Here is a 22,477-nt window from a genome sequence, read left to right as displayed (position 1 = left end):
ATTCAGCACTCCCATTTAACAAAGTTTTCCAAAACCTGAATACCATTGTCCTGGCTTTTTTCCGGATGAAACTGTGTAGCGAAAATATTATCTCTGGCTATTGATGCAGTAAAATTATACCCGTATTCACAAGTCGCCGCTATATCTTTCTGATTTTCGATTATTATATGATAGCTGTGAACAAAGAAAAAAGTAAAGTGATCCTCTCTTAGATTATCAAAAACCGGATGGGATATTTTTGTTGTGATATCATTCCAGCCCATGTGGGGAAGTTTCAATTGTGAATTCGACAGATCAAACATCCTCACTTTCCCTGGAATCCAGCCTAACCCTTTAGTGAAGCCATGTTCGGAACTGCTTTGGGTTAAAAGCTGCATCCCAAGACAAATTCCTAAAAAAGGCTTGCCCTTTTCCAAAACTTCTCTATGTAAAATTTCAACCAATCCTCTTTCATTCAAATTAAGCATTGCTTTACCAAAAGCACCAACACCCGGCAGCACGATTCTGGAAGCATTTGCGATCTTCTGCGGATCAGCGGTTATTTCTACATCTTCCCCGATAAAATCAAAAGCGTTATAAACAGAACGGACATTCCCCATTCCATAGTCAATAATTGCAATCATAAATAGGTTTCTGTCTTTCCCAGCTTACTTTTTAACGGGCCTAATGATTTATCTACTAATGTATGATCCCATTGATTCATATCAGATAGTGGTTCACCATTCTCTACCTTATTTTTGTCAAATTCCCATGGGTGAACCCGGTGTTTTGACAATATTTCATAAAACTCTTCTTCTGTTATTTGTAAAAATTCCAAAAACCGATTAAGTGAAGCAGGTCTTTTCCCATCAAACTTTTTCTCCATTTCACAAGCTTTTTTTCGTTTTAACCGATTATTTCGGATATCAATGCAGGCAAGGTGATTTGTTCGACCGTATCCACGTTTAATAAATTTTGCATAATCGCGAATTCCCAGCCATTGGCACTCAATTTTTTCATAATCGTATTCAGGCGGTACCCCTTCTACGTCCAACCCTTTCCACCCCAATTCCCGCTTAATGATCTCCACCTGACGTCTGGTATCCCACTTTATATAACTACCCAGGCAAATCGATTTGATCCTGGCTTGCCGATAGACTTTTCTGGATGGGAATAAAAACATCCATAAATCTCTTTTACTGACACGTCCTCCTAAGAATTCATACATATCATCAGCTGTAATACCCAGGTTCATAGCTCTGTTGAATCTCTTTTCATCTACTTCTTCCTTTTCTTCATAGGAATACCAGGAAGCATATTCCGCCAATGATTCTCCCCAAAAAATTAATGGAGTATCAAATTTTATGGCCATGTGAATAACGCCCGCATAAATCCCGGTATGGCAATGCCAGCAAAAATCACCTCTTCTTTTTAAAGACTCTAACATCAATTCTCTTACGACATGCCAATTGGCAGTAAATTCAAAAACATCAACTCCCAATATTTTAAAAGTACGCGTATTATTTTCATGAACTGCCGGTCGATATCCCCAATGATTAAATCTCACAACCAAAGGTTTAAGTTTGAGCTCTTTTACAATGTACCATAGTTGAAACGTACTGTCTTTACCACCTGAAAACGGTACAATACAATCATAAAGGCCCTTGTTCTTATATAAAGCAATCAATTCATTCAATTCCTGGCTTCTTGCAGCCCAATCTATCTTCTCATTTTTAAATTCAATCTGACGGCATACACTACAGACGCCTTTGTCATCAAACATCAAAGTATCATGTGTTTCAGGTAAAATACATTTTTTACATCTTCTCATTTTATTCTCCTGTAAAAAGCAAACCTATCTTTTTACTAACAAATCAGGTTAATCGCTTAAAGCTTGAATGAGCTAAAGGCCCTTTTATTTTTTTATCCAGTGTATCATTTTCAATACTATCGGCTAATATTCCAAAAACATCGTCTAAAGCATTAAAATACTCTTCCAATACAACCTCATTATGAGAATAAGACAAATACACACTCAAGGAGGCGATATAGTTTCTTTCCAGCATTTCCTGTATAAATAGAGTTTTCAATTTACTATTCATCTCACCGTATTGAAATGACATATGGGTTAATGGTGGGATACCGATTATTTCCAATTTGATCAAATGCCTTTCAGCCATTTTCCTTATTCCACACTGAAGAATTTTCCCCAGTCGATTTAAATAGTCACCTGCATTGCATTTTCTAAATTTCCTGATGGTCGCCAATGCAGCTGTAGGGCCAATTCGATCTGTCCAGTACGTGCTGCTGATGAAAGTATCCTGAGCAACTTCCATTAAACCGGAACGACCAATAAGAGCTGCCATGGGATAGCCGTTTGACATTCCTTTGGCATATGCAGCCATATCAGGTTCTACCCCCATTGTTAAATGAATACCCCCCTCATTAATCCGCCAGCCACTGGTAACTTCATCAAAGATCAAAACCGCACCGATTTTATCTGCAATATCCCTCACTTTTTTTAAAAAATCATCTTCGGGTCCATAATTACGAACCGGTTCCATGATAATGACCCCAATGTCATTATAAGTATCGACGATACTGATCAACTCCTTTATTTTATTATAATTAAAAGGAATAGCTGTGTTGGTTAGTTCTCTTGGAATTCCTAAAGGCTTAAGCCCTGGCAAAAGGTGACCATCCAAATTTGCGTCCTCGGACAAATTGGAGGAAATATACCAATCAGACCAGCCATGATATCCACAAAAAGCAACCCTGTTTTTCCCGGTTGCTGCCCGGGCAATTCTAATGGCTATTGCCAGAATTTCGCCCCCGCTGCGGGCATAACGGACTCTTTTGGCCCAAGGATGTATTTCACATAAAAGTTCTGCCAGTTCAACCTCTTCAGGTGGATTCAATGTTGTCATATTCCCATTTTTTACGGCAGAAATAACAGCAGTATCAACATCCTCATCACAAAATCCTAAAATACAGGCGCCCACCCCAAATATACTCATATCTGTATATTTATTTCCATCAAGGTCCCAAACATTTACACCTTTAGATTTTGAATAATATGACGGCCATTGTTCCGGTAGAAACATCTCTGGTCGCTTCGACAACAATTGACTCCCTCCGGGAATTATCTTCCTTGCTTTCCTATAAAGCTTTATGCCGCTATTTTCACTCATGGTTTGCCTTATTTAATCTTTCTTTTAAGATAGCTTCTGCCATTAAAATATCATATTGGTCATCGATTTCTATACTTTTATGCCTTGGAACAATATATCCCAGTGTCTTATCATGGTAAAAACCCATTTTTTCCCTAACAGCGGATATTTTAGAAATATAGATTGTCCCTTCAAAAAAATATACTGATGCTAAGTCCTGTCTTCGTAAGGATTTTATGTTCTGTCCTGTTTCATATTTACTAATAAAATTATGAACATCCATTGTGACGTTAAATTCCGGGTGCATACTTTCCAATGGACAGACACCAACTATTGCTTCAGCATCAGGCATATTTATCAATTGTTTTATGGAATCATCAATATCATGGGGCTCTCTTAAGGGAGACGTTGGCTCAAGCAAACAAATATAGTCATATTCCTCCCCTTTTTCTTTTAAAGTATCAATTGCATGCATCACCACATCAATTGAAGTTGCAGTATCCGAAGCTAAATGGGCAGGTCTTAGAAAAGGAACCTGGGCATTATACTCCCTGCAAACCCTTGCAATCTCATTGTTGTCCGTGGATACAATCAGTCTATCCAAATATCCGCTCTTTTGAGCACATTCTATTGTCCAGGCGATTAACGGTTTCCCCGCAATATTTATTATATTCTTCCCCGGAAGGCCTTTACTACCGCCTCTTGCTGTTATTAACCCCAGAATTCTCTGATCGTTATACATTTTTAAACATGGCTAAAATATCATTCCAGGAAGCGGCATATTGATAGCCAAAATCTGAAGCGCAATATTTATTTAGAGGATCAAAGAGAATTTTAATCAACTTTTCAGGGAAACCAGGGAGCATTAAAAATTCAGGAAGATCATCAATGAAATAAGAACAGTTCAAATCGCTGACCCTCTTGATTTTATCTTCTTTTGTTAATTCAAAAAAAAATTCTATATCAAGCTTCTGATGCTGTATCCACTCAGATGCCGACTTGTGAAGATCATATTTGTCCCCGGAATAAGGATAGATAGTTTTATGACTGACAATAAAACAATCTATGCCTGCAGTTTTACTATATGTCAGGAATTCCTCTACTCCTCCATATATATCAGCCTCTGAAAGCCTTGTGCCATAGACATATCCCTGGAGCCAGATCCATTCTTTTTCTTTATCGTGCTTCCTCAAATAATCCCTGACAAAGCCCTTGCCTACAGGCAGGTTCTCAGGAAGAAGACCTTTTTCAATGCCAACTTTATTGAAAACAGTATCATAACAAATAATGGTGTTATCAAAATCTATTCCAATTCGCATACACTCTCCTGTATAAACCATCAAAAGTACCCTGATGGAAAAAGAATATCACAAGTTTTTACTATAAAGCAACTTCCAAAATCCTTCCAAAATCCTTTGCTTATTTTTTTATCAAAAACATCCTTTCTTGAATAATGCCCGATTTTCTTATAGTGTAAAAAAAATAATTTGTCTGATAAATAAGGCAGCTATATTTTGAATTATTTTTTTTCTAAATCAAGGATATTTTAATACAAATGCATTACACCGATGGGACATTCAAGTTTACAACGAAAAAAACCGAATTGGATATTATGATAATAAATCTATCGACAAACTACGGTATCACATGAATAGATGTTGCAGATTATGTAAGCATGACAACTTGACAGATGTTCTTAACCTGGGCAGTCATCCCATCTCACATCGGTTATTAAAATCCATTGATCATGATGAATATATCCATCCTGTAAACTTGTGTTATTGTAAGGAATGTGGTCTTTTACAATTGACTGATCCGATACCTTCAGAAAAACTGTACAGTACTTATAACTGGTTAAGCTCCTGGAAACCAAATCCTCAAATTCCCGGAGTTTTATCTTTAATCAAAGAACTGCCAGGAATCAATAAATCATCGAAAATCATTGAAATAGGCAGCAATGACGGTAGTTTTCTGAATGATCTTCGCAAACTTGGCTTTCAAAATATTTATGGGATTGAGCCCTCAAGTGATGGCGTGGCCTCAGCCGTCCAGAATGGGATTGATACATTGCCAGGCTATTTTACAAATAAAACGGCATTGTCCATTGCACAAGAAAAAGGAAGACCTGATTTAATTATTTCCAGGCATGTTCTTGAGCATGTACAGGATCTTATCTTATTTATAGAAGGTATACAGACTCTACTCAAAGAGGATGGATACATTCTCATTGAGGTTCCGGATACAGATTTTATTCTTGAAGAGATGGATTACAGTCAAATATGGGAGGAACATACAAATTATTTTAGTTTAAAAACGCTTAATCGCTACTTGAGCCAGATTGGCATTTCTCAAGTATACTCAGGTAAGGTTCAATTCAGTGGACAATCATTGATTTATATAGGAAAAAGACAAAAAAATTATCCTGTAACACAACCGGATCTTTCAAAACAAACCCAAAAAGTATTGCAGTTTAAAGAACAGTGGCCTGACTTCAAAGATGGCGTCCAAATATATCTTGATGGCTTTAAAAAAAAGAATAAAAAAATTGCAGTTTATGGTGCCGGCTGTCGAGCATGCTCATTAATAAATTTTACAGGAATATCAAAATATATCGACTTCATAGTAGACGATCAACCGGAAAAACTTAATTCATTTCTACCCGGCTCAAAACTGCCTATTTTGGACAGATCTGCACTTATATCAAACCCCATTGATCTGTGTCTACTTGCCGTCAATGCGGAAAATAATGAAAAAGTAATTAAAAATAACCTATACTTTATCAAAAACGGTGGGCAGTTTGTTCCTATTTTACCTCAAAGTTCCGATCTGCCTTGCTTTTGGACAAGTTTGAAAAGAGTATTCTAATGACAAAACCGATTTGCTTTGCTAATTTTCCGGATATCAATGAAGATATAAGTGCTCAATCCAAATCTTATCATTTTAAAACAAGCCTATCTTTTATTAACAAGGCCATTCTCAATGAACTGATTGAATTAGGAAACAAAGAAAAAACAAATGCAAGAATCTCCATGCATTCATCAAGTGATAATTTACTGCACAACATGATTATTATGCAGCAAAAAGGAACCTATAACAGACCGCACAAGCATCCTCAAAAAGCGGAAGCCTATCATTTAATATACGGGGAACAGATTATAATTATATTTAACAGTCAAGGAGACGTCATAGATAAATGCTTTATGTCCTTGCAGAATCATATCATATACCGGTTTGAAAAAGACCTTTTCCATATGAGTATTCCGATTTCAGATATGGTGATCTTTCATGAAAGTAAAATAGGCCCGTTTGTCAGAAAAGGGGATAGTGTATTCCCTGACTGGGCGCCCGCTGTGGACAAGACAAATGAAATAGACTGGTTTATTAAAAACATAGGAGTGATATGAATTTTCTAATCACCGGTATAAGCAGTTATATTGCCACATATGCGGCAAAAAAAATCCTGAATAAAGGTCACCAGGTTGTTGGGGTCTCTCGAACCACCCCAAATTTGATTCACCCGGCTTTCAAATGGATCGAATATGATCTTTCAAAAAAACTTTTAAAACTTGACATCCCGATTGACTTCATCGTTCACATGGCAGCAGTAGCAAGGTTAGACAAAACAGCAACCGATTATTTTGAATCTAACATACTGTTAACAAATAATATTAAAAAACTGGCCCTGATGATTCATCCCAAAGCTGTTTTTTACACCTCTTCAATGAAAGTCTACGGAGAAATATCCTGTAAAGTAGCTGATGAACAAATGCCCATCATTAATCCTGACCTTTATGGAATGAGTAAATACTTCGGAGAAAAGCTGCTTGAACAGGCTATGCCTGCAATCTCCATACGAATGCCCGGGACAATTGCTGACGGTTCTTACGGATGGATTGACAGTGTTTATCAACAATTAAAAAAAAACAAACCCGTAACATTGAAAAACAGCAGCTACAATCATGTGGTCCATGCCAATGATATTGTTTCTTTTATACTTAAAACCATCAAACTGAATCAATTTCAAACCAACCAGTTTAATATCTGTGCATCAGGGTTATCAACCTCACTTAAGGTGGTTCAAATGATGAAAGATTACCTTTCGTCCACCTCTGAAATAACATGGTCTGATGAGGATAATTTCCATATTATTTCAAACAAAAAAATATCAAAGTTATTTCAACCCATGTCTGTTAGAAAAACCATACAATTGTACCTGGACGAAATGAAAAGTTCTCACCAGATCAAATAGACTTAACACCTGTTTTAAGTAATTTTAAGAATTCAGCGATTGGTAATACAGCCCCACATTTCGCCGTGTCTGCCGACGCTGTTCTTTAAGTTCTTCAATCGTCATATTATGAATCCGAGCGAAAATTTCACATTTTTCAGGAGTTGAAAAATTAATTCTATCCCACTCAAATGCCCTTAATATCATCAGCTCATTGGGCGTAAACTGGTCTGTTGTGATGAATCCTTTACCATAACCAATATACTGAGGATCTGAAAAATTAAAATCAGATGGTAACAGATTATCCCTCATACAAATCTCAAACAGCTCTGTTTTGGGTAATGGTGTTGCAATGGTAAATGATGCACAGTCCAAAGACAACTGATCAGCCAGCTTGAATGTCAGGCGGATCTCTTCCCATGTCTCACCGGGAAAACCAATGACAAAATTGGCGGATATCCACAATCCCAATTCATTACATTTTTTTACAACGGTGGGGACACGCTTAAGATCAATAGGCTTGCCTATAATATCATTTAAAACCCTCTGGCTTCCCGATTCAACTGAAATGAACAGGATCTGGCATCCGGATTCTTTCATCAGCTCTAGAATTTCATCATCAAGATGCCAGACAGAACCATTTACCTGTTTCCAAGTAATATCATATTTTCGGTCAATGATACCCTTTAAAATGGTTTTAACTCTTTTTTTATTAGCCAGAAACAGTTCATCCTGGATGGCGAAATGCCGTATGTTATACTTATTATAGAAAAAATCAATTTCTTTGAGAACATTTTCAGGATCCCTGTATGATACTTTTCTACCTCTGATGCTCGCGGATGCACAAAAGCAACAATTATAACTACATCCGTATGAAGTGAGTAATATCACTGTAGGTTCCACAAACGATACATAGTGGTAATGAGAATACATTTTTTGATTCAGGTACCCTTCGATATTGATAAGGGAATAGTCTGGATTGATTGCTTTTAGTTTATTCTTAAAATTTATTGGATTGATCACTGGCATATGGTTATCATCATGGTACCCGATCCCTTCCAGCTTTTTTACTTCTTCAATCTTGCTATTTGTCAAGAAATCAAGAACTTGAGGAAGTCTTTCTTCTGCCGGACCGATAAAGATATAGTCTAGAAAATCATTTTTCAGGGCTTCTTTTGGTAAAACCGTCGGATAGATGCCTCCGAGAATATTGATTGCCCCGGGACACGCCTCTTTGGCTATATTGATCGTCTTGTCAGAACACAGATAATATTCGATTGAAGAAGAACTGACTAAAATAATTGTGGGATCCAAGTCTTTCAAAATACCGGCCAGTTGCTTTTCGTCATAATCATTCAAATTGGCGTCAACTATTGTAAATTCTATTTTTGCTTCTTTTAAAATGCTTGTAAGAATGGCAATGGTTAGGGGCATGATCACCCAGGGTCTTTTATTAAACCATCTGGTATTAGTCAGTACTAATACAATATCTGTTTTCCCGGTTTCCTTTTTTTGAGTCATATCTTTGTCAGATCCCTTTAATTATAACTTGTTAACCGATCCATCATATAAAATTGACATGTTGCGGCAAATTTTTAAGTTCATCCAGATACCTGTTTACCTCATCCATACGGCAGTTCATTTTACACGATTCAATATCAAACAATGACACCATTAATTTTAAATTTTCCAACCTTTTTTCACCTCTCCATATATCTTTAAATGCCTGATCGTAAATTGAGCCGTAATTAAACCGATCATCCAGAAGATGGGCTGAGCAACCCCACACATTTCCAAGGGAATCAATATATGACCAGAAAGGAAGCGCCAGGCACTTTTGATAATTCCGTTGCTGGCTGTCCCATTTTCCCATCGCCCGAGCCCGGAATATCACCTTAAAATCATCTGAATTATACTGCTGCAGATCCTTTTCCAGTTTCTCAAAATCCTGGTATCTGATATTAAAGGCATGCTTATTCCTGTAGTGATGGGTATACGGTTTAACCACTAGATAATCTGCTCCGATTTCCTTTGCTTTTTTGGCAAGCAGTTCCACTTCATGGCTGTTTTCAGGTATTAAGAGAATTTGAAGACCAAGCGTACATCTGCTGTTAGAAGACTTTCTCCTGGCAATAGCATACTCCATATTAGACAGAACCTTTTTAAAATCCTTTTTGTTTGTTCCGTGAATCTTTGCATAGGTTTCCGGAGTGCCGGCATTTATACTTACTTTAATCCACTCCACCGAATTGATAATAATATCTGTCACATCCGGTCTCATTAATGCCCCGTTTGTAGTAACAGCCACATCAATTCCAGTCTTTTTAGTATGAACAATTATCTGGGGAAGATCTTTGTGCAGGAAAGGTTCCCCTTCTCCTGCAAACATAATACTCTTTAATCCAAATTCGGATAACTCGGAAATCCTCTTCATAAGGATGGTTTTATCAAGAAAATTCTTCTTAAACTCCATAAAATCAACGCTGCAAAAGACACATCTGTGATTACAGGTTCCACAGGGACTTATTTCCATATAAATCGGACTGATCTGTTTTCCATCAAGCCATGAAGCAACTCTTTTGACATGGTACATCAGTTTGTGACTGTCTATTCTGAATCTATCTTCCATAATCTCAATCTCATCTATGGTTTATAATGATAATCAAAAGGCTGATTTTTGAATATTTCAATATATTTTTTAATCCATCCGATAGTCTGATCCAGGCCATCGTTCAAATTAATTGTGCTTTCCCAACCCAGTTCATTTTTCACCTTTGTACAGTCCAAAAGATAAGCTTTGTCTTTTCCCGGGCGTTCTCCAACCTCATGCACATAATCTAAAAACACTCTATCCGTTTTTTGGGCTATTATTTCAACCAGTGACCGTATTGATACGGATTCCTGGGTTGCCAAATGATAGATATTGCCTGGTTTAGCCTCCAGCATAACTTTTACTATTCCTTCACACACATCCCTGATATGAATAAATGACCTCACACTTGTACCGCCACCATGCAATTCAATGGGTTTTCCCAAAAGAAAAAACAGGGATGCCCTTGGTATGATACGATATAGCAGCTGTCCCGGCCCATAAACATTGGCAGACCTTATAAAAACTACCGGGAACCCGTACTCTCTGTAAAATGTCATCAAACTCATATCTGCAGCTGCTTTTGATACTGCATATGGAGTGCTCGGATTATAAAGGGTATTTTCCTTGACAGACCCTTCACAGGAGCCATAGACTTCAGGTGTTGAAATCTGGACATACTTTTTCAAACAAGAACAGGTCTTTAAGAACTGATGCAATCTCACATTGGATAGTGTGTTTGTATTAAACCATTGTTCAGGGTTTTCCCAACTTTGTGCGACCATACCCTGGGCGGCAAAATTCACAACAAAATCAGGTTGAAATAATTGGATCCGCTCTTTTATCTGCTCAAATTCTGTATTCAAATCATGTTGGAAAAACAAAAATTTCGAATCCTTCTGAACCTTCCACTTATAGGGTAAAAATACAGAGTCAGGCTCTTTTGATCTGCTGATCCCGATAACATTCATTCCAAGATTCAGGCAATAGTCAACAAAATGGGCTCCTGAAAAAGAATTACTCCCGATAACGATTACTCTTTGCACTGTTTCCACTGTTCCTCTTATCTCTTATAGTTCCCCACACTGATGAAACATTCGATGTTCAGACTATTACCTGTTCTGTGCATAATGGATCAGCCGCTGCATAAATGTTTTTGAAAAATATTTGGACTGGCTGATATCATATTGAGCCGGCTCAATAAAAAGACAATTAAATGAATTTCTTAAAAAATCATAATTTTGTATCATATATAAATTAATTCTATCCTGAAGCAGGCTATCATGTTCTTTTAACTCCTTAACAATCTTTTCATTATCAGAACTCTGCCGGGTACTTGCGTGCAACTTTGAAACAATAAAGTTCATATTATCATTGCAAAAGGAATTTAGATAATTGATGGATTGAATAAGATCTTCATTGAGATGGTCTCCAATGTTATCCAACTTTTGATTCAGGTCCACCGGGGTATGATATTCAATATGGGACATCCCTTTGAGACTGCTTGTTTTTGCTATGGCCGGATGATTCAGAAAAGGAACCCTGTAATTCAGAGCCTCAAAAATTACAGCACTGGTCTCAAGCCACGACAGCTGCCAGTTCATTAAAAGATTAAGCGAGCGTCCTTTGGAAAACACATTATCAATCCCCTGTCTGTCAAGATAAGTTTTGTAGTGTTCAGGGAAAACCATTGTCCAGCCGGCATCACCATACAACTCAATTTTACGTTCAGTTTCTATACTGTCAATCACAATGTATTTTACAAACTGCGATGCATTATAGGCAAACCTTAACAACAAAGCATTATAATTCAGTCTTTCATATTCATTAAAATCCATTGCAGATAAAATCATATGCCGCAATGAATAATACCATAGTGCCAGTTCTTCAAAAAAAGATCCTTCTGTAAAATGGCCTAAAACAAAAGCAATGGGATTCAACATGGATACGACATCCTGTATCCTAGAGTTGCTCATAATGACAATATTGTAGTCTTCATCAATTTCCTGAAAAGAAAATCCGGATTTATCTTCATGAGCAAACACAATACGGTTGACATTAGCCATGCCGTAATATTTATCCCAGAAGGCGTGAAATTCAGCATATGAAAACCGATCAAATGCATCTACGTTATAAAAGCATTTGTACAGATAACCCTGGGATGACTGGTCGTAATTATCCAGATCAATGATAATATATTCCAGCCCAAGGTATTTAAAAAGAGCAAGGATATAAATGCCCTGATCAAGGTACTTTTCCAGCAGATAATGATTGATGGATACAATTTTTTGAATCTTGTTTTCTTTTATGTATTGAATAAATTCTTCCACGGACAATGGGGGAGGCGTTTTTTCCCATTTGCGCTCAACAGGATTAAACCCTGGATCAAAATCCAGGTATTTTGTATGTTTCGAATCAATTTCAGCGCTGTTTTTATATATTTTTTTAAAGTTTACATTTTCATCCACATTGAAAAACAAAACATGTTCGTTGGCAAGGGCCCAATCCTTTTTTGCTGCATAGACCTTTAAAATCTCATTTGTATTTTTCAGCAAATTATAACAAAACGAAAACATGTTGTAGAATTTGTCTTTGCATTCCTGTGTAAATTCAATTTGAACATTTTCCACCGGCATTTTAAAAAAAAGAGGTTTTATGGCATTCAGAATCCACCAAAAATAGTACATCCCGATATCATTATTGGACGGATCAAAACCGGTTATTTTTTTTTCATGAATCATTATTTCGTTATTGTGCCGACATCTTAAGCATAGACTATTGTTATGAATTTCAGCATTAATCATGATATTTGAATTTTGATCTTTCATCTGACGTCACCATTTGTTTGGAATTTTTTCCTCATCTTCTTATCATCTATCATACAAATCAGTCCTGTAATCTAACTGTCCAATTCTTTTAGTGCCAGTTCAACCTCTTTAGCAGATGGAATTTTATAATGCCAGTTATTATCATCTTCCATAAATGAAATTCCTTTCCCCTTGACTGTATGAGCGATAACAGCGCAAGGCTGATCAGACCCGGCATATATTTCCAAGAGCGTTTCAACAATCTCTTTCATATTGTGTCCATCAATTTCAAACGTTTTAAATCCAAAGGATTTCCACTTTTCAACAAGAGGTTCAATTCCAAGGACATCACAACTTCTTCCGGTTGCCTGCCACTTATTAAAATCGATAATTACTGTAACTTGATTCAGTTTATGACCAGAAGCAAACATGGCTGCTTCCCAGACAGAGCCTTCATTACATTCCCCGTCGCTGACCAAAACAAAAATCTTATTACCCTTTTTTTGAATTCTGCCGGCCAGTGCCATGCCTGTGCCAAGGGAGAGCCCATGCCCAAGAGAGCCTGTGGCGGCCTCAACACCTGGAAGGGTTGAGGGCCCCGGATGATCTTCAAGAATACTGCCGGGTTGACAATAGGTATCCAATAAATCCATATCAATGATGCCCCTGAAAGCCAGAGCCGTATAAAGAGCGGCAGCTGCATGCCCTTTGCTTAAAATAAAACGATCCCTTTTTAAACTGTCAAATTTTTCCTCATTCAAATTAAGTATCCTGAAATACAATACCACAAGTATATCCACGCATGACAATGCTGAACCAAGATGAGCCGACCTTGAATGATGTGACATTTCCACAAGTCTTCCCCTGATTTTTGATGCAGTCAGTTCCAACTCTTTAACAGAGTTAATCAATTCTTTATTATCCATAGTCTATTTTTGCCGATTCTCAAGCCATAGAGTTTCAATAACACCATGAAGTATTGCTTCATGGCTAACTTCCACAATTCCATACAAATCCGATGAAACAAAAAACGACACATTGGTGTCGACACTCCAAAGACGATTCGTCTCATCCATTCCTGACAATGTTATAGTGTGCAGTCCCTTATCAAGGGCAACCTCAACCGAAGAAAGGATATTCTCTGAATTTCCTGAACTTGATATGGCAATCAATACATCTTCTGATACTGCCATTTTTTTTAATGGTCGAGCATAAACCTGTTCATATCCGAAATCATTGGCCATGCAAGTCAGCAAGGAAATATCTCCAAAGGTTTGGGACCAAATCCCAAGTTTGTTCATCAAATCCTGTGAAAGATGAGAGCATATGGCAGCACTGCCACCATTACCCACCCAATATACAGTAGAATTCATTTGTCTTGCAGCTGTCAATATATTAATGGTTTGTTCAATCGCTTTTTTCACCGGCATGGTCTTACCAGCTACCTTGCATTCCATTGCTTTAATTGCTTCGGAAAGGGCATCATACCATTGCAATGGACTCTTTATTGCTGTTGAATGTTTCATCATAATATACCTTTAAAATAGATGTATTGGTATAATTTAAAAATTTAATCTGAGTGTTCAATCTCATCAATCAGCTTTAAAATATATTTATCCTGCTCATAGCCATATAATATCGGCAGAATTTGATTGCCCTCAATTAAATTAAAAAAATGTTCAACTTCCTCAATATACGGATTCTCAATCACAAACGCCTCATAATTCGCTTCTTTTTGAATCCTGTCATACAAGGGAACCGATATCGCCTTGCCCTTCTTGTCTGAATCAATCTTTAAAGTGTCCGGTTTTCCATTCCATTTGATATAAAACTGATCCGAGTAGATATCCAGTTTTCGAACAGCCTTTACACAGATGCAATCAATAGTGATAGTGCCCACACACCCGTTTTCATGTTTAAATAAAAGATGAAAAATATCCGGATATTCAAGATCAAGTTCTGATATATTTGACTTGATTACTTTTAGATCTTTTACCTTACCAAAGGCATTGATAATCCACGGGAACTCAATGGCCATAATTTCCCTGCAGGCATTGCTCTCTTTTTGCGCGACAAAAAATTTTGAAAAATGTTCCCAAGGATGCCAGTCAGGAAGATACTGTCCCACATGGTAACGGTAAGATGCGCGACCTTGGTTGCTGTTTAACTGTCCTGCAATCCAATTCATCTCTTTTTTATACAACGAAGTTGACGATAAAAATGCAATGCGCTGATTTTGTTTGGAGCTTTTGATAATCGCATCATAAGCATTATACGTCAGGTTGATCTCTGAAAAAGTATGGGCTTTATTTTCAAGGGAATACAATACAAATTGGTCGTGGGATAATGGCGGTGTACAAACAAATACGACCTGCGGTGTTATTTCTTGAAAAGCTTTGTAAAAATCTGTTTGCACTTTAATCTTAAACCGGGTCTTTACTTCTGTCATTCGATCCTGACGCGAATCAACCCCCACAACAGAAATATCAGGATACAAGGATTTCAAAATCCGGATACGTCTTTTACCCATGGAACCAAGTCCGCAAACAAGCACTGTTTTATTCATAATCATAGAATTCTTTTAAAGTAATGCCTGACAAATCAAAATTTTTAATAATATTTTTAATGGTAGTTGCCGTTTCCGGTTGTTCAAATGGATTTGTCATCGATTTAATTGATTCATTGAAAGCTTTTGAGATTGCTTTTTCTATTGAAAATATAATATCATTTTTCCGGCAAACACAGTTTATCACATTTTCGGCATTGATCCTTCCCTGCTGCCGTTTACCGACATTGACAACAGGAATTTTAAAAGCCGGGGCTTCAAGGATACCGCTTGATGAATTTCCTATTACAGCAGCGGCATATTTCATCGCGCTCAGATATTTTAGTTGTCCCATGGTTGAAAATGATATTACCTGCTTTTTGTTCTCCTTTACAAAAACATCAATCATCTGGTTAATCATTCTACCGTTTGTATCTGCATTGGCCTTAGTGATAATAATTTTGAAATCCTTAAACCGACTATCCATAAGCGCTGATAACAATTGCTCAAACTGGGCCTTGGTTTTATAAGTTTCAAGTGTGACCGGATGAAATGTCACAAGAAAATATGCATCCCTGGTTAAAAGCCCAATCTTTTTTTTAACTTCATCTTCTGCCATCAGCTGTATTTTTCTGATATTTTCAGTACCAAGCCCCCCCACATTGAAAACTCTGTCAGGATGTTCACCAAGCTGAATAACCCTTTTTTTATATTCTTCAGAACATGTGAAATGAAGATGGCTCATTTTTGTTATGGCATGTCGAAATGCATCATCCATAGCTCCGACAGTCACCTCTCCCCCATGTATATGCGCAACCGGAATATTCCTGACAAGAGCTGCTGTAACTACAGAAAAAGCTTCAAACCTGTCCCCAAGAACCACCAGCAATTCAGGGTCAAGACGTTCCAGAGCACCTGCATACTCAATTATTCCCAACCCCATTGATTTACAAAGCCCTGTGCTGGAATCGGAACTCAAAAGAATTTCAATTTTTTCATCAATTGTAAAGCCATCTTCTTCGATTAACCGGTATGTCATTCCAAACTCAGAAGATAGGTGCATTCCACTGACCAGAATTGTCATACACAGGGCTGAATCATTTTTTATTTCTGCCATTAATGGCTGCAGCAGGCCATATTCAGCACGTGTTCCGGTAAATATGCAGATTTTTTTCATATGCTATTATTTTGTCCCCAACACATTTGACCCCGATCATCCTTATCTCACAGGGTTATCTGTTCATCCTGCAAGAAATCCTTTTTTGCTTTTTTTCCTAAAACTTCATACCACTTCACAGGGGAAAGGCCATTCCCAGGTCTTTTTACTGCCAGATTCCAGGAGGTAAAAATTTCCCCTTTTTTTATTCCAAATTGAGCTACAATGCTTTTCCGAACAATCCTTTTATTCGCTGTTTCAACTGATTGAGCCTTCTTTTCTCCATCACCCATGGCCTTTTCAATATTCCGTATTGCACAAACCATACCTTTTAATTCATCCGGCTCAATGCTGGCAACATGATCTGGTCCATCCATTGTCCTATCCAAAGTAAAATGCTTTTCAATCACGCTTGCTCCCATGGCTACAGCTGCAATGGCAACTTCAATCCCTTGAGTATGATCTGAATATCCTATTTTAACCCCTGGGAAAGACTTTGCCATTGATTTCATGGCCAGCAGATTCACATCATCCATTGGAGCAGGATATTGAGAACAGCAATGAAGCAGGGTAATATCATTTGGCAAAGTCCCTGTATTTATAAGCACATCCAAAGCAAACTCTATCTCTTCCATATCTGCCATTCCAGTGGACAAAATGATCTTTTTCCCAAGACTGCCGATTTTTTCAAGATAGGGAACATTGGTTATCTCACCCGAAGGTATTTTAAATATTTTCATTCCAAGTGAGGATAAAAGTTCAATACTTTTCAAATCAAAAGGACTTGATAAAAATGTAATCCCCTGTTTTTTACAATAAGATATCAAATAATTGTGAGCATCATCATCAAGTTCAAGCCTTTTAAGCATCTCAAACTGTGTTTCTTTACCATCCCCGTTTTTTTTTTGATACTCAGCTTTTTCAGCAGAAACACAGCACAATTCCCGGGCTTGAAATGTCTGAAATTTGACAGCATCTGCCCCAGCCTTGACAGCAATATCAATCATTTTTTCAGCTGTCTTGATATTTCCATTATGATTCACTCCTGCTTCAGCAATAATAAATACTTTATTCATTAAATATTCATTCCTGGAAATTAATTAAAATCTGACATGTGTATATCCCTGCCAGTATTGATCCATCAATGGGAGGCATTCAGTATTTCTCCGGCTTTAACTGAATGCATAACTCTGATACCGCTGCCGATTATACATTTCTCACCGATTTTTATTGATTCTCTGACTATGGTGCCACTTCCTACAAAGGTTCCTTCTCCTACTTTTGCACCTCCATTTATTATAGCACCTGTGGAAATATGGACATTATCATCAACAACAGCGTTATGTTCCACAAGTGCTTTTGTATTTATTATACAATTATTTCCAACTTTCGCTCCGGCATTTACAAAAGCATGATGATGGATAATAGTTCCTTGTCCAATCCTGGTATGCTTTGATACATAAGCTAGCGGAGAGATAATAACAGGCATCTGTGTTTTTAATTTTTGAAGAAATTTGAATAGTTCAATACGCTTTACAGGGCTATTGATCTGTCCAAACGTAATCAAAAAATATTTATATTCGTCTGCCAATTCCACAATTTTGGTATCATCAGCAATAATTTCATATCCGGCAACTTTGTTTCCAATTTTATCAGGCCTATCAACAATACCGGCAATACTGTATCTGCCCTGCTGTTCAATTACATCAATGCATGATTCGCAGTGCCCGCCACCCCCTATTAGAATTATCGATGCCATACACAAACTCCCATGAGATTCAACATCTTCCAAATATTACAAAACACGAATCTGTCATTCCATAATCTGCTTTTATTTCTCATGTAAACTGTTTAACCGCTTTCCTGTATTCGTCCCACTGGCCAATATCAATATAATCATTTTCGTTTACCGGATATGTACAGATTTTTTTCCCATTATCCATCAATTTATCTATTAAGTCAGTCATATGAAACATTTCATTATCAGGAATGTATCTTAAACATTCCAAATCAATCACATATACTCCTGTATTGATTACAATAGTTTTTTCCGGTTTTTCATGAAGCTGAGTTACAACACCATCCTCTTTAAAATCAATAACTCCATAAGGTATTCTGTGCTGTAGGAAAGCGGAGAGTATGGTAAGAGACGAGTTATTAAACTTATGGAACTTAACAACATCTGCATAATCAGCATTTACCAATATATCACAATTTGAGACAATAAATGTACCGGGAAGTTCTTTAATTAATAATTTCAGACTTCCTGCGGTACCGTAATAATCCTTTTCAAAAACATAATAAAGTTTATTTTTTTGACCAATACTGCTCAAATACGCTTTTATCATCTCTCCAAAATAGTTGAGTGTAAAATAAAACTCTTTCACTCCATTATTTATGAATCTGTCCATGATATGTTCAACAATTGTTTTTGATCCGACAGGTATCAACGGCTTTGGGATAATGGTTGTTACCGGCTCAAGCCGGGTTCCTTTTCCGCCTGCCATGATCACCACCGGCATATTAATTTCCCCGACTTTTTTTTCAAGGAATCCATGTCCTGAAAAGGCTCTGCTCCAGGTTATAAAATCAACCACTTCCCTGTTCTCATTAATTACAGGAAGTAAATCAATTTTGTATGACAACAAAATCTTTCTTACGGCATCAAGAGAAAAATCTCTTTCGGAAATATAAATGGGGGACTTATTAAATACTCTGGTTATGGGATCTTCTATGGAATGACCCGCAAGAACTGCCCGTCTGACATCTCCATCTGTGATAGTGCCGATCAGTTTCTTTTCTTTATCAATCACCAAAAGGACTTTTTCACCTGTATTGTTAAATTTTTTTAAAGCTTGTGGAATTGGTATATCCGGCTGTATTAAAAGATCTTCAAGCATAAAATGAATCCTTTTTAAGCATTGACAAGACATGGCTCTGCCTTTTATATTACACTATAACAATCAATGCTTGTTATAACATATAATATCGAGTCTTCAACCTTTAAACTGAAGGTATAGCATAGAATTGTGAATAAAAAAAATACCATACTCATAACTGGAGCAGACGGATTTATTGGGTCTCATCTTGCTGAAAAACTTGTTAAAAAAAAATATAATGTTAAAGCTTTTGTATTATACAACTCATTTAATTCCTGGGGCTGGCTCGATCACTCTGAAAAAAAAATACTTGATAACATGGAGATATATCCTGGAGATATCCGTGATCCCTATTGTGTAAAACAAGCCATGAAAGGGTGTAATCTTGTCATCCATCTTGCAGCTTTGATTGCAATACCCTATTCATACCACTCTCCAGCCTCTTATGTTGATACAAATATAACAGGAACCCTTAATGTACTCCAGGCAGCAAAAGAGCTTGATATTGAAAAAGTAATACACACTTCCACAAGTGAGGTATATGGAACAGCCATGTTTGTTCCCATAACCGAAGATCATCCTTTACAGGGGCAGTCCCCATATTCCGCCACAAAAATAGGTGCAGACCAGATGGCATTATCATTTTACAGATCCTTTGGCACACCCGTATCCATTGTCAGACCCTTTAACACCTATGGTCCAAGACAATCGGCCAGGGCTGTGATTCCTACTGTCATAACCCAAATTGCTTCTGGAAAAAAAAACATCCAATTAGGTGCCTTGACTCCGACAAGGGATTTCAGTTATGTCAGTGACACGGTTAACGGATTTATTGCAGTTGCTGAATCTGACAACACTGACGGAGAAATTATGAACCTTGGGACTGGCTTTGAAATTTCCATTAAAGAGACAGTTGAACTCATTGGCCAGGCCATGAACACCCATCTTGACATTGTCATGGATACTGAGAGAATCAGACCTGAAAAAAGCGAAGTCAACAGACTTTGCTCAGATAATTCAAAAATTAACAAATTAACAAATTGGACCCCGGAATTTCACGGCCGAGAGGGCTTAAAAAGAGGCCTTAAAAAAACAGCTGCCTGGTTTACGGATAATAAAAATCTGGCAAAATACAAATCAGATATCTATAATCTGTAACTTAACATGAATGAACTTGCCCAAAATATTGTTGATACACTTTTTGAAATCCTTCCAAACCAAACATCCTTCCCATTGCATGAACCTTTTTTTAATGGCAACGAGAAAGAATATCTCATGGAATGCATTAATTCCCGTTTTGTATCATCAGTGGGGAAATATGTGGATAAATTCGAAAAAATGCTTGCTGAATATACCGGGGCAAAACATGCCATTGCTGTTGTCAATGGGACAGCAGCCCTTCACATTGCATTAAAGCTTGCTGATATTTCCTCAGAGGATGAAGTATTGGTTCCCTCTCTTACATTTGTTGGTACAGCAAACGCCATAGCCTATTGCGGAGCCACTCCACACTTTATTGACAGCAATATCAACACCCTTTGTCTGGATGTTGAAAAACTTGATAATTATCTTGAAAAAATCACACGTGTAGCAAATAATACCTGTATCAATAAACTGACAAACAAAAAGATCAAAGCCATCATACCTGTTCATATTTTTGGACATCCCGCTGATATGGAACCCTTAATGGACTTATGTGATAAATATCACCTTAAAGTAGTTGAGGACGCTGCAGAATCAATCGGATCTTATTATAAAGGAAGACATACTGGAAATTTTGGCATTGCTTCAGCCATCAGTTTTAATGGAAACAAAACGATTACCACAGGTGGTGGCGGGGCTGTTCTTTGCAATAATCTTGCTCTTGCAGAAAAAGCCAGACATATATCAACAACAGCCCGATCAGACAAAGACTGGCACCCTTTCCACGACCAAATAGGTTTCAATTACAGAATGCCAAATATAAATGCAGCATTAGGGTGTGCCCAGATAGAACAATTACCTGATATTTTAAAGAAAAAAAGGCTCCTTGCAAAGAAATACAACGACAAATTGAATAAAATAAAAGGAATCTCCTTTCTCTGGGAACCTGATCATTCTCAAAGCAACTTCTGGTTGAATACGCTTATGCTTGACAAAGCTGACCCCGAATTATTAAATCAAATACTTAAGTTAACCAACAAAAATGGAATTTTAACACGACCCGTATGGACACCATTGCATAAATTACCGATGTACAGGCACTCCCCTGCAATGGATTTATCATCAGTTGAAAAATTAGAAAATAGGATAATCAATATTCCAAGCAGCAAAAACCTTGGGGACGAAAATAGAGGATATCAGGTCTAAAACTATGGCAGCAAACCAAACCAAACCAACCATTTTGTGGGTACTTCAGGACAACCAGGTATCACCGATTATTGTGGATTTCCTAAAACTATTAAAAACAGGAATCGATAAAATCCATATCCAGCTCATCGCACCTGAAAGAGACGAACAAATCCTGAAAATGATACAGCCTCTTGACCCTTTAACATTTAAGGCAACCCGGGGTAATGTTCCGCCGTCTGTTGAAAATTTTCAAAGGAAAAAAGACCTTATTCATGACATTGAATTTAGTGATGGCCTGGAAATATGGAAAGCACTTCTGCTGGATGATCTGGGTGCAGGCGTTATGAGTGAGGCTGCTCTTCATCTGCCCCGACTATCCAACATATTCGGGATTATTTTGCAAATCCCCACGCCTCTTGGCTCATCAACTCCTGAAGAGGTTATTTTTTATGAATGGGTCAAACTGGCACATGATAATAATATCTTTATCGCAGGATATGAACTTTTACCCTTATACACACGTTGGACAATGATACCGTCTATGCTTGATGGAATTATAACAACAAATGAACAGTCTTTTGATTATTTAAGCGCAAAAAAACAATCTATAAAAGGAAAAGTCTGGAAACTTCCATTATACGAGGGCAAGGTTTTTTCTCCAGGGACCAGTATCCTCTGGCATAACGGGATTGAAGTCCCCTACCATTATCGAGCCAAACACAACATTCCCAAAGATAAAACTATTCTTTTTATTGCCCATAATGTTGCCACAAGTTATGAATATCGGCGGTT

General features: G+C 37.3%; 22 protein-coding genes. 6 read left to right on the top strand and 16 right to left on the bottom strand.

Features of this window, described 5'->3' with window-relative positions; all coding sequences use genetic code 11:
- Positions 1-2: 2 nt before the first annotated feature.
- The 5 genes from hisH to K8S13_RS20035 form a co-directional block, all read right to left on the bottom strand.
- Positions 3-623, bottom strand: coding sequence for an imidazole glycerol phosphate synthase subunit HisH (gene hisH, locus K8S13_RS20055; RefSeq protein ID WP_291465388.1), 621 nt, complete (start codon positions 621-623; stop codon positions 3-5).
- Positions 620-1,810: an N-acetyl sugar amidotransferase gene (locus K8S13_RS20050; RefSeq protein ID WP_291465387.1), complete on the bottom strand. Its 1,191-nt coding sequence runs from the start codon at positions 1,808-1,810 to the stop codon at positions 620-622. Before K8S13_RS20050 ends, hisH begins: the two co-directional genes overlap by 4 nt.
- Before the next feature lie 43 nt (positions 1,811-1,853).
- On the bottom strand, positions 1,854-3,101 hold the full coding sequence (locus tag K8S13_RS20045; RefSeq protein ID WP_291465386.1) for an aminotransferase class III-fold pyridoxal phosphate-dependent enzyme: 1,248 nt from the start codon (positions 3,099-3,101) through the stop codon (positions 1,854-1,856).
- Between the two features lie 61 nt (positions 3,102-3,162).
- Positions 3,163-3,891, bottom strand: coding sequence for an acylneuraminate cytidylyltransferase family protein (locus tag K8S13_RS20040; RefSeq protein WP_291465385.1), 729 nt, complete (start codon positions 3,889-3,891; stop codon positions 3,163-3,165).
- On the bottom strand, positions 3,884-4,468 hold the full coding sequence (locus K8S13_RS20035; protein ID WP_291465383.1) for a hypothetical protein: 585 nt from the start codon (positions 4,466-4,468) through the stop codon (positions 3,884-3,886). The genes K8S13_RS20040 and K8S13_RS20035 overlap by 8 nt, the downstream gene beginning before the upstream one ends.
- Positions 4,469-4,796: 328 nt before the next feature.
- Here K8S13_RS20035 and K8S13_RS20030 point away from each other — a divergent pair, with 328 nt between their 5' ends.
- From K8S13_RS20030 to K8S13_RS20020, 3 genes are read left to right on the top strand one after another with little or no spacing between them, the layout of a single operon-like run.
- Entirely contained in the window at positions 4,797-6,014 is a 1,218-nt protein-coding gene (locus K8S13_RS20030) for a class I SAM-dependent methyltransferase (RefSeq protein ID WP_291465382.1), read from the top strand.
- Positions 6,014-6,553 carry a WbuC family cupin fold metalloprotein gene (locus K8S13_RS20025; protein ID WP_291465381.1) on the top strand — a complete coding sequence of 180 codons (540 nt, stop codon included), beginning with the start codon at positions 6,014-6,016 and terminating at the stop codon, positions 6,551-6,553. The genes K8S13_RS20030 and K8S13_RS20025 overlap by 1 nt, the downstream gene beginning before the upstream one ends.
- The gene (locus K8S13_RS20020; protein ID WP_291465379.1) at positions 6,550-7,398 is read left to right on the top strand and encodes an NAD(P)-dependent oxidoreductase; all 849 of its coding nucleotides are present in this window, start codon (positions 6,550-6,552) and stop codon (positions 7,396-7,398) included. The genes K8S13_RS20025 and K8S13_RS20020 overlap by 4 nt, the downstream gene beginning before the upstream one ends.
- A gap of 24 nt (positions 7,399-7,422) precedes the next feature.
- Here K8S13_RS20020 and K8S13_RS20015 read toward each other — a convergent pair whose 3' ends face one another.
- The 11 genes from K8S13_RS20015 to K8S13_RS19965 form a co-directional block, all read right to left on the bottom strand.
- Positions 7,423-8,898: a radical SAM protein gene (locus K8S13_RS20015; RefSeq protein WP_291465378.1), complete on the bottom strand. Its 1,476-nt coding sequence runs from the start codon at positions 8,896-8,898 to the stop codon at positions 7,423-7,425.
- Positions 8,899-8,941: 43 nt separating this feature from the next.
- Positions 8,942-10,006 carry a radical SAM protein gene (locus K8S13_RS20010; RefSeq protein WP_291465375.1) on the bottom strand — a complete coding sequence of 355 codons (1,065 nt, stop codon included), beginning with the start codon at positions 10,004-10,006 and terminating at the stop codon, positions 8,942-8,944.
- Between the two features lie 14 nt (positions 10,007-10,020).
- Entirely contained in the window at positions 10,021-11,022 is a 1,002-nt protein-coding gene (locus tag K8S13_RS20005; protein WP_291465373.1) for a GDP-mannose 4,6-dehydratase, read from the bottom strand.
- 57 nt (positions 11,023-11,079) lie between these two features.
- The gene (locus K8S13_RS20000; protein WP_291465371.1) at positions 11,080-12,795 is read right to left on the bottom strand and encodes a hypothetical protein; all 1,716 of its coding nucleotides are present in this window, start codon (positions 12,793-12,795) and stop codon (positions 11,080-11,082) included.
- A gap of 71 nt (positions 12,796-12,866) precedes the next feature.
- A complete protein-coding gene (locus K8S13_RS19995) occupies positions 12,867-13,700 on the bottom strand; it encodes a transketolase (protein WP_291465369.1) in 834 nt (277 codons plus the stop codon).
- A gap of 3 nt (positions 13,701-13,703) precedes the next feature.
- Positions 13,704-14,303 (bottom strand): SIS domain-containing protein, encoded by a 600-nt coding sequence (locus K8S13_RS19990; RefSeq protein WP_291465367.1) that lies wholly within the window; start codon positions 14,301-14,303, stop codon positions 13,704-13,706.
- Positions 14,304-14,344: 41 nt separating this feature from the next.
- Positions 14,345-15,340: a Gfo/Idh/MocA family oxidoreductase gene (locus tag K8S13_RS19985; RefSeq protein ID WP_291465365.1), complete on the bottom strand. Its 996-nt coding sequence runs from the start codon at positions 15,338-15,340 to the stop codon at positions 14,345-14,347.
- Entirely contained in the window at positions 15,333-16,496 is a 1,164-nt protein-coding gene (gene neuC, locus K8S13_RS19980) for a UDP-N-acetylglucosamine 2-epimerase (protein ID WP_291465363.1), read from the bottom strand. Before neuC ends, K8S13_RS19985 begins: the two co-directional genes overlap by 8 nt.
- Positions 16,497-16,543: 47 nt before the next feature.
- The gene (gene neuB, locus K8S13_RS19975; protein ID WP_291465361.1) at positions 16,544-17,551 is read right to left on the bottom strand and encodes an N-acetylneuraminate synthase; all 1,008 of its coding nucleotides are present in this window, start codon (positions 17,549-17,551) and stop codon (positions 16,544-16,546) included.
- Positions 17,552-17,616: 65 nt separating this feature from the next.
- Positions 17,617-18,267 (bottom strand): acetyltransferase, encoded by a 651-nt coding sequence (locus K8S13_RS19970; RefSeq protein ID WP_291465359.1) that lies wholly within the window; start codon positions 18,265-18,267, stop codon positions 17,617-17,619.
- Positions 18,268-18,313: 46 nt separating this feature from the next.
- Complete coding sequence (locus tag K8S13_RS19965) at positions 18,314-19,375, bottom strand: sugar phosphate nucleotidyltransferase (protein ID WP_291465358.1); 1,062 nt, start codon at positions 19,373-19,375, stop codon at positions 18,314-18,316.
- A 129-nt stretch (positions 19,376-19,504) separates the two neighbouring features.
- Here K8S13_RS19965 and K8S13_RS19960 point away from each other — a divergent pair, with 129 nt between their 5' ends.
- The 3 genes from K8S13_RS19960 to K8S13_RS19950 all read left to right on the top strand — a co-directional run.
- A complete protein-coding gene (locus K8S13_RS19960) occupies positions 19,505-20,512 on the top strand; it encodes an NAD-dependent 4,6-dehydratase LegB (protein ID WP_291465356.1) in 1,008 nt (335 codons plus the stop codon).
- 6 nt (positions 20,513-20,518) lie between these two features.
- The gene (locus K8S13_RS19955; protein ID WP_291465354.1) at positions 20,519-21,703 is read left to right on the top strand and encodes a LegC family aminotransferase; all 1,185 of its coding nucleotides are present in this window, start codon (positions 20,519-20,521) and stop codon (positions 21,701-21,703) included.
- Positions 21,704-21,707: 4 nt separating this feature from the next.
- The coding region (locus tag K8S13_RS19950) for a hypothetical protein (RefSeq protein WP_291465352.1) at positions 21,708-22,477 on the top strand (770 nt) is incomplete at its 3' end.

This window comes from Desulfobacula sp. (assembly GCF_021107415.1).
This window is presented reverse-complemented; position numbering and strand designations above follow the sequence as displayed.

Bases quoted from the DNA above. Each gene is read 5' to 3' on its own strand.
- K8S13_RS20015 (WP_291465378.1), bottom strand. From the start codon at position 8,898: ATGACTCAAAAAAAGGAAACCGGGAAAACAGATATTGTATTAGTACTG.
- K8S13_RS19985 (WP_291465365.1), bottom strand. From the start codon at position 15,340: ATGAATAAAACAGTGCTTGTTTGCGGACTTGGTTCCATGGGTAAAAGA.
- neuC (WP_291465363.1), bottom strand. From the start codon at position 16,496: ATGAAAAAAATCTGCATATTTACCGGAACACGTGCTGAATATGGCCTG.
- K8S13_RS20025 (WP_291465381.1), top strand. From the start codon at position 6,014: ATGACAAAACCGATTTGCTTTGCTAATTTTCCGGATATCAATGAAGAT.
- K8S13_RS20010 (WP_291465375.1), bottom strand. From the start codon at position 10,006: ATGGAAGATAGATTCAGAATAGACAGTCACAAACTGATGTACCATGTC.
- K8S13_RS20050 (WP_291465387.1), bottom strand. From the start codon at position 1,810: ATGAGAAGATGTAAAAAATGTATTTTACCTGAAACACATGATACTTTG.
- neuB (WP_291465361.1), bottom strand. From the start codon at position 17,551: ATGAATAAAGTATTTATTATTGCTGAAGCAGGAGTGAATCATAATGGA.
- K8S13_RS19955 (WP_291465354.1), top strand. From the start codon at position 20,519: ATGAATGAACTTGCCCAAAATATTGTTGATACACTTTTTGAAATCCTT.
- K8S13_RS20035 (WP_291465383.1), bottom strand. From the start codon at position 4,468: ATGCGAATTGGAATAGATTTTGATAACACCATTATTTGTTATGATACT.
- K8S13_RS20030 (WP_291465382.1), top strand. From the start codon at position 4,797: ATGAATAGATGTTGCAGATTATGTAAGCATGACAACTTGACAGATGTT.
- K8S13_RS20040 (WP_291465385.1), bottom strand. From the start codon at position 3,891: ATGTATAACGATCAGAGAATTCTGGGGTTAATAACAGCAAGAGGCGGT.
- K8S13_RS19995 (WP_291465369.1), bottom strand. From the start codon at position 13,700: ATGGATAATAAAGAATTGATTAACTCTGTTAAAGAGTTGGAACTGACT.
- K8S13_RS19965 (WP_291465358.1), bottom strand. From the start codon at position 19,375: ATGCTTGAAGATCTTTTAATACAGCCGGATATACCAATTCCACAAGCT.
- K8S13_RS20020 (WP_291465379.1), top strand. From the start codon at position 6,550: ATGAATTTTCTAATCACCGGTATAAGCAGTTATATTGCCACATATGCG.
- hisH (WP_291465388.1), bottom strand. From the start codon at position 623: ATGATTGCAATTATTGACTATGGAATGGGGAATGTCCGTTCTGTTTAT.
- K8S13_RS20000 (WP_291465371.1), bottom strand. From the start codon at position 12,795: ATGAAAGATCAAAATTCAAATATCATGATTAATGCTGAAATTCATAAC.
- K8S13_RS19990 (WP_291465367.1), bottom strand. From the start codon at position 14,303: ATGATGAAACATTCAACAGCAATAAAGAGTCCATTGCAATGGTATGAT.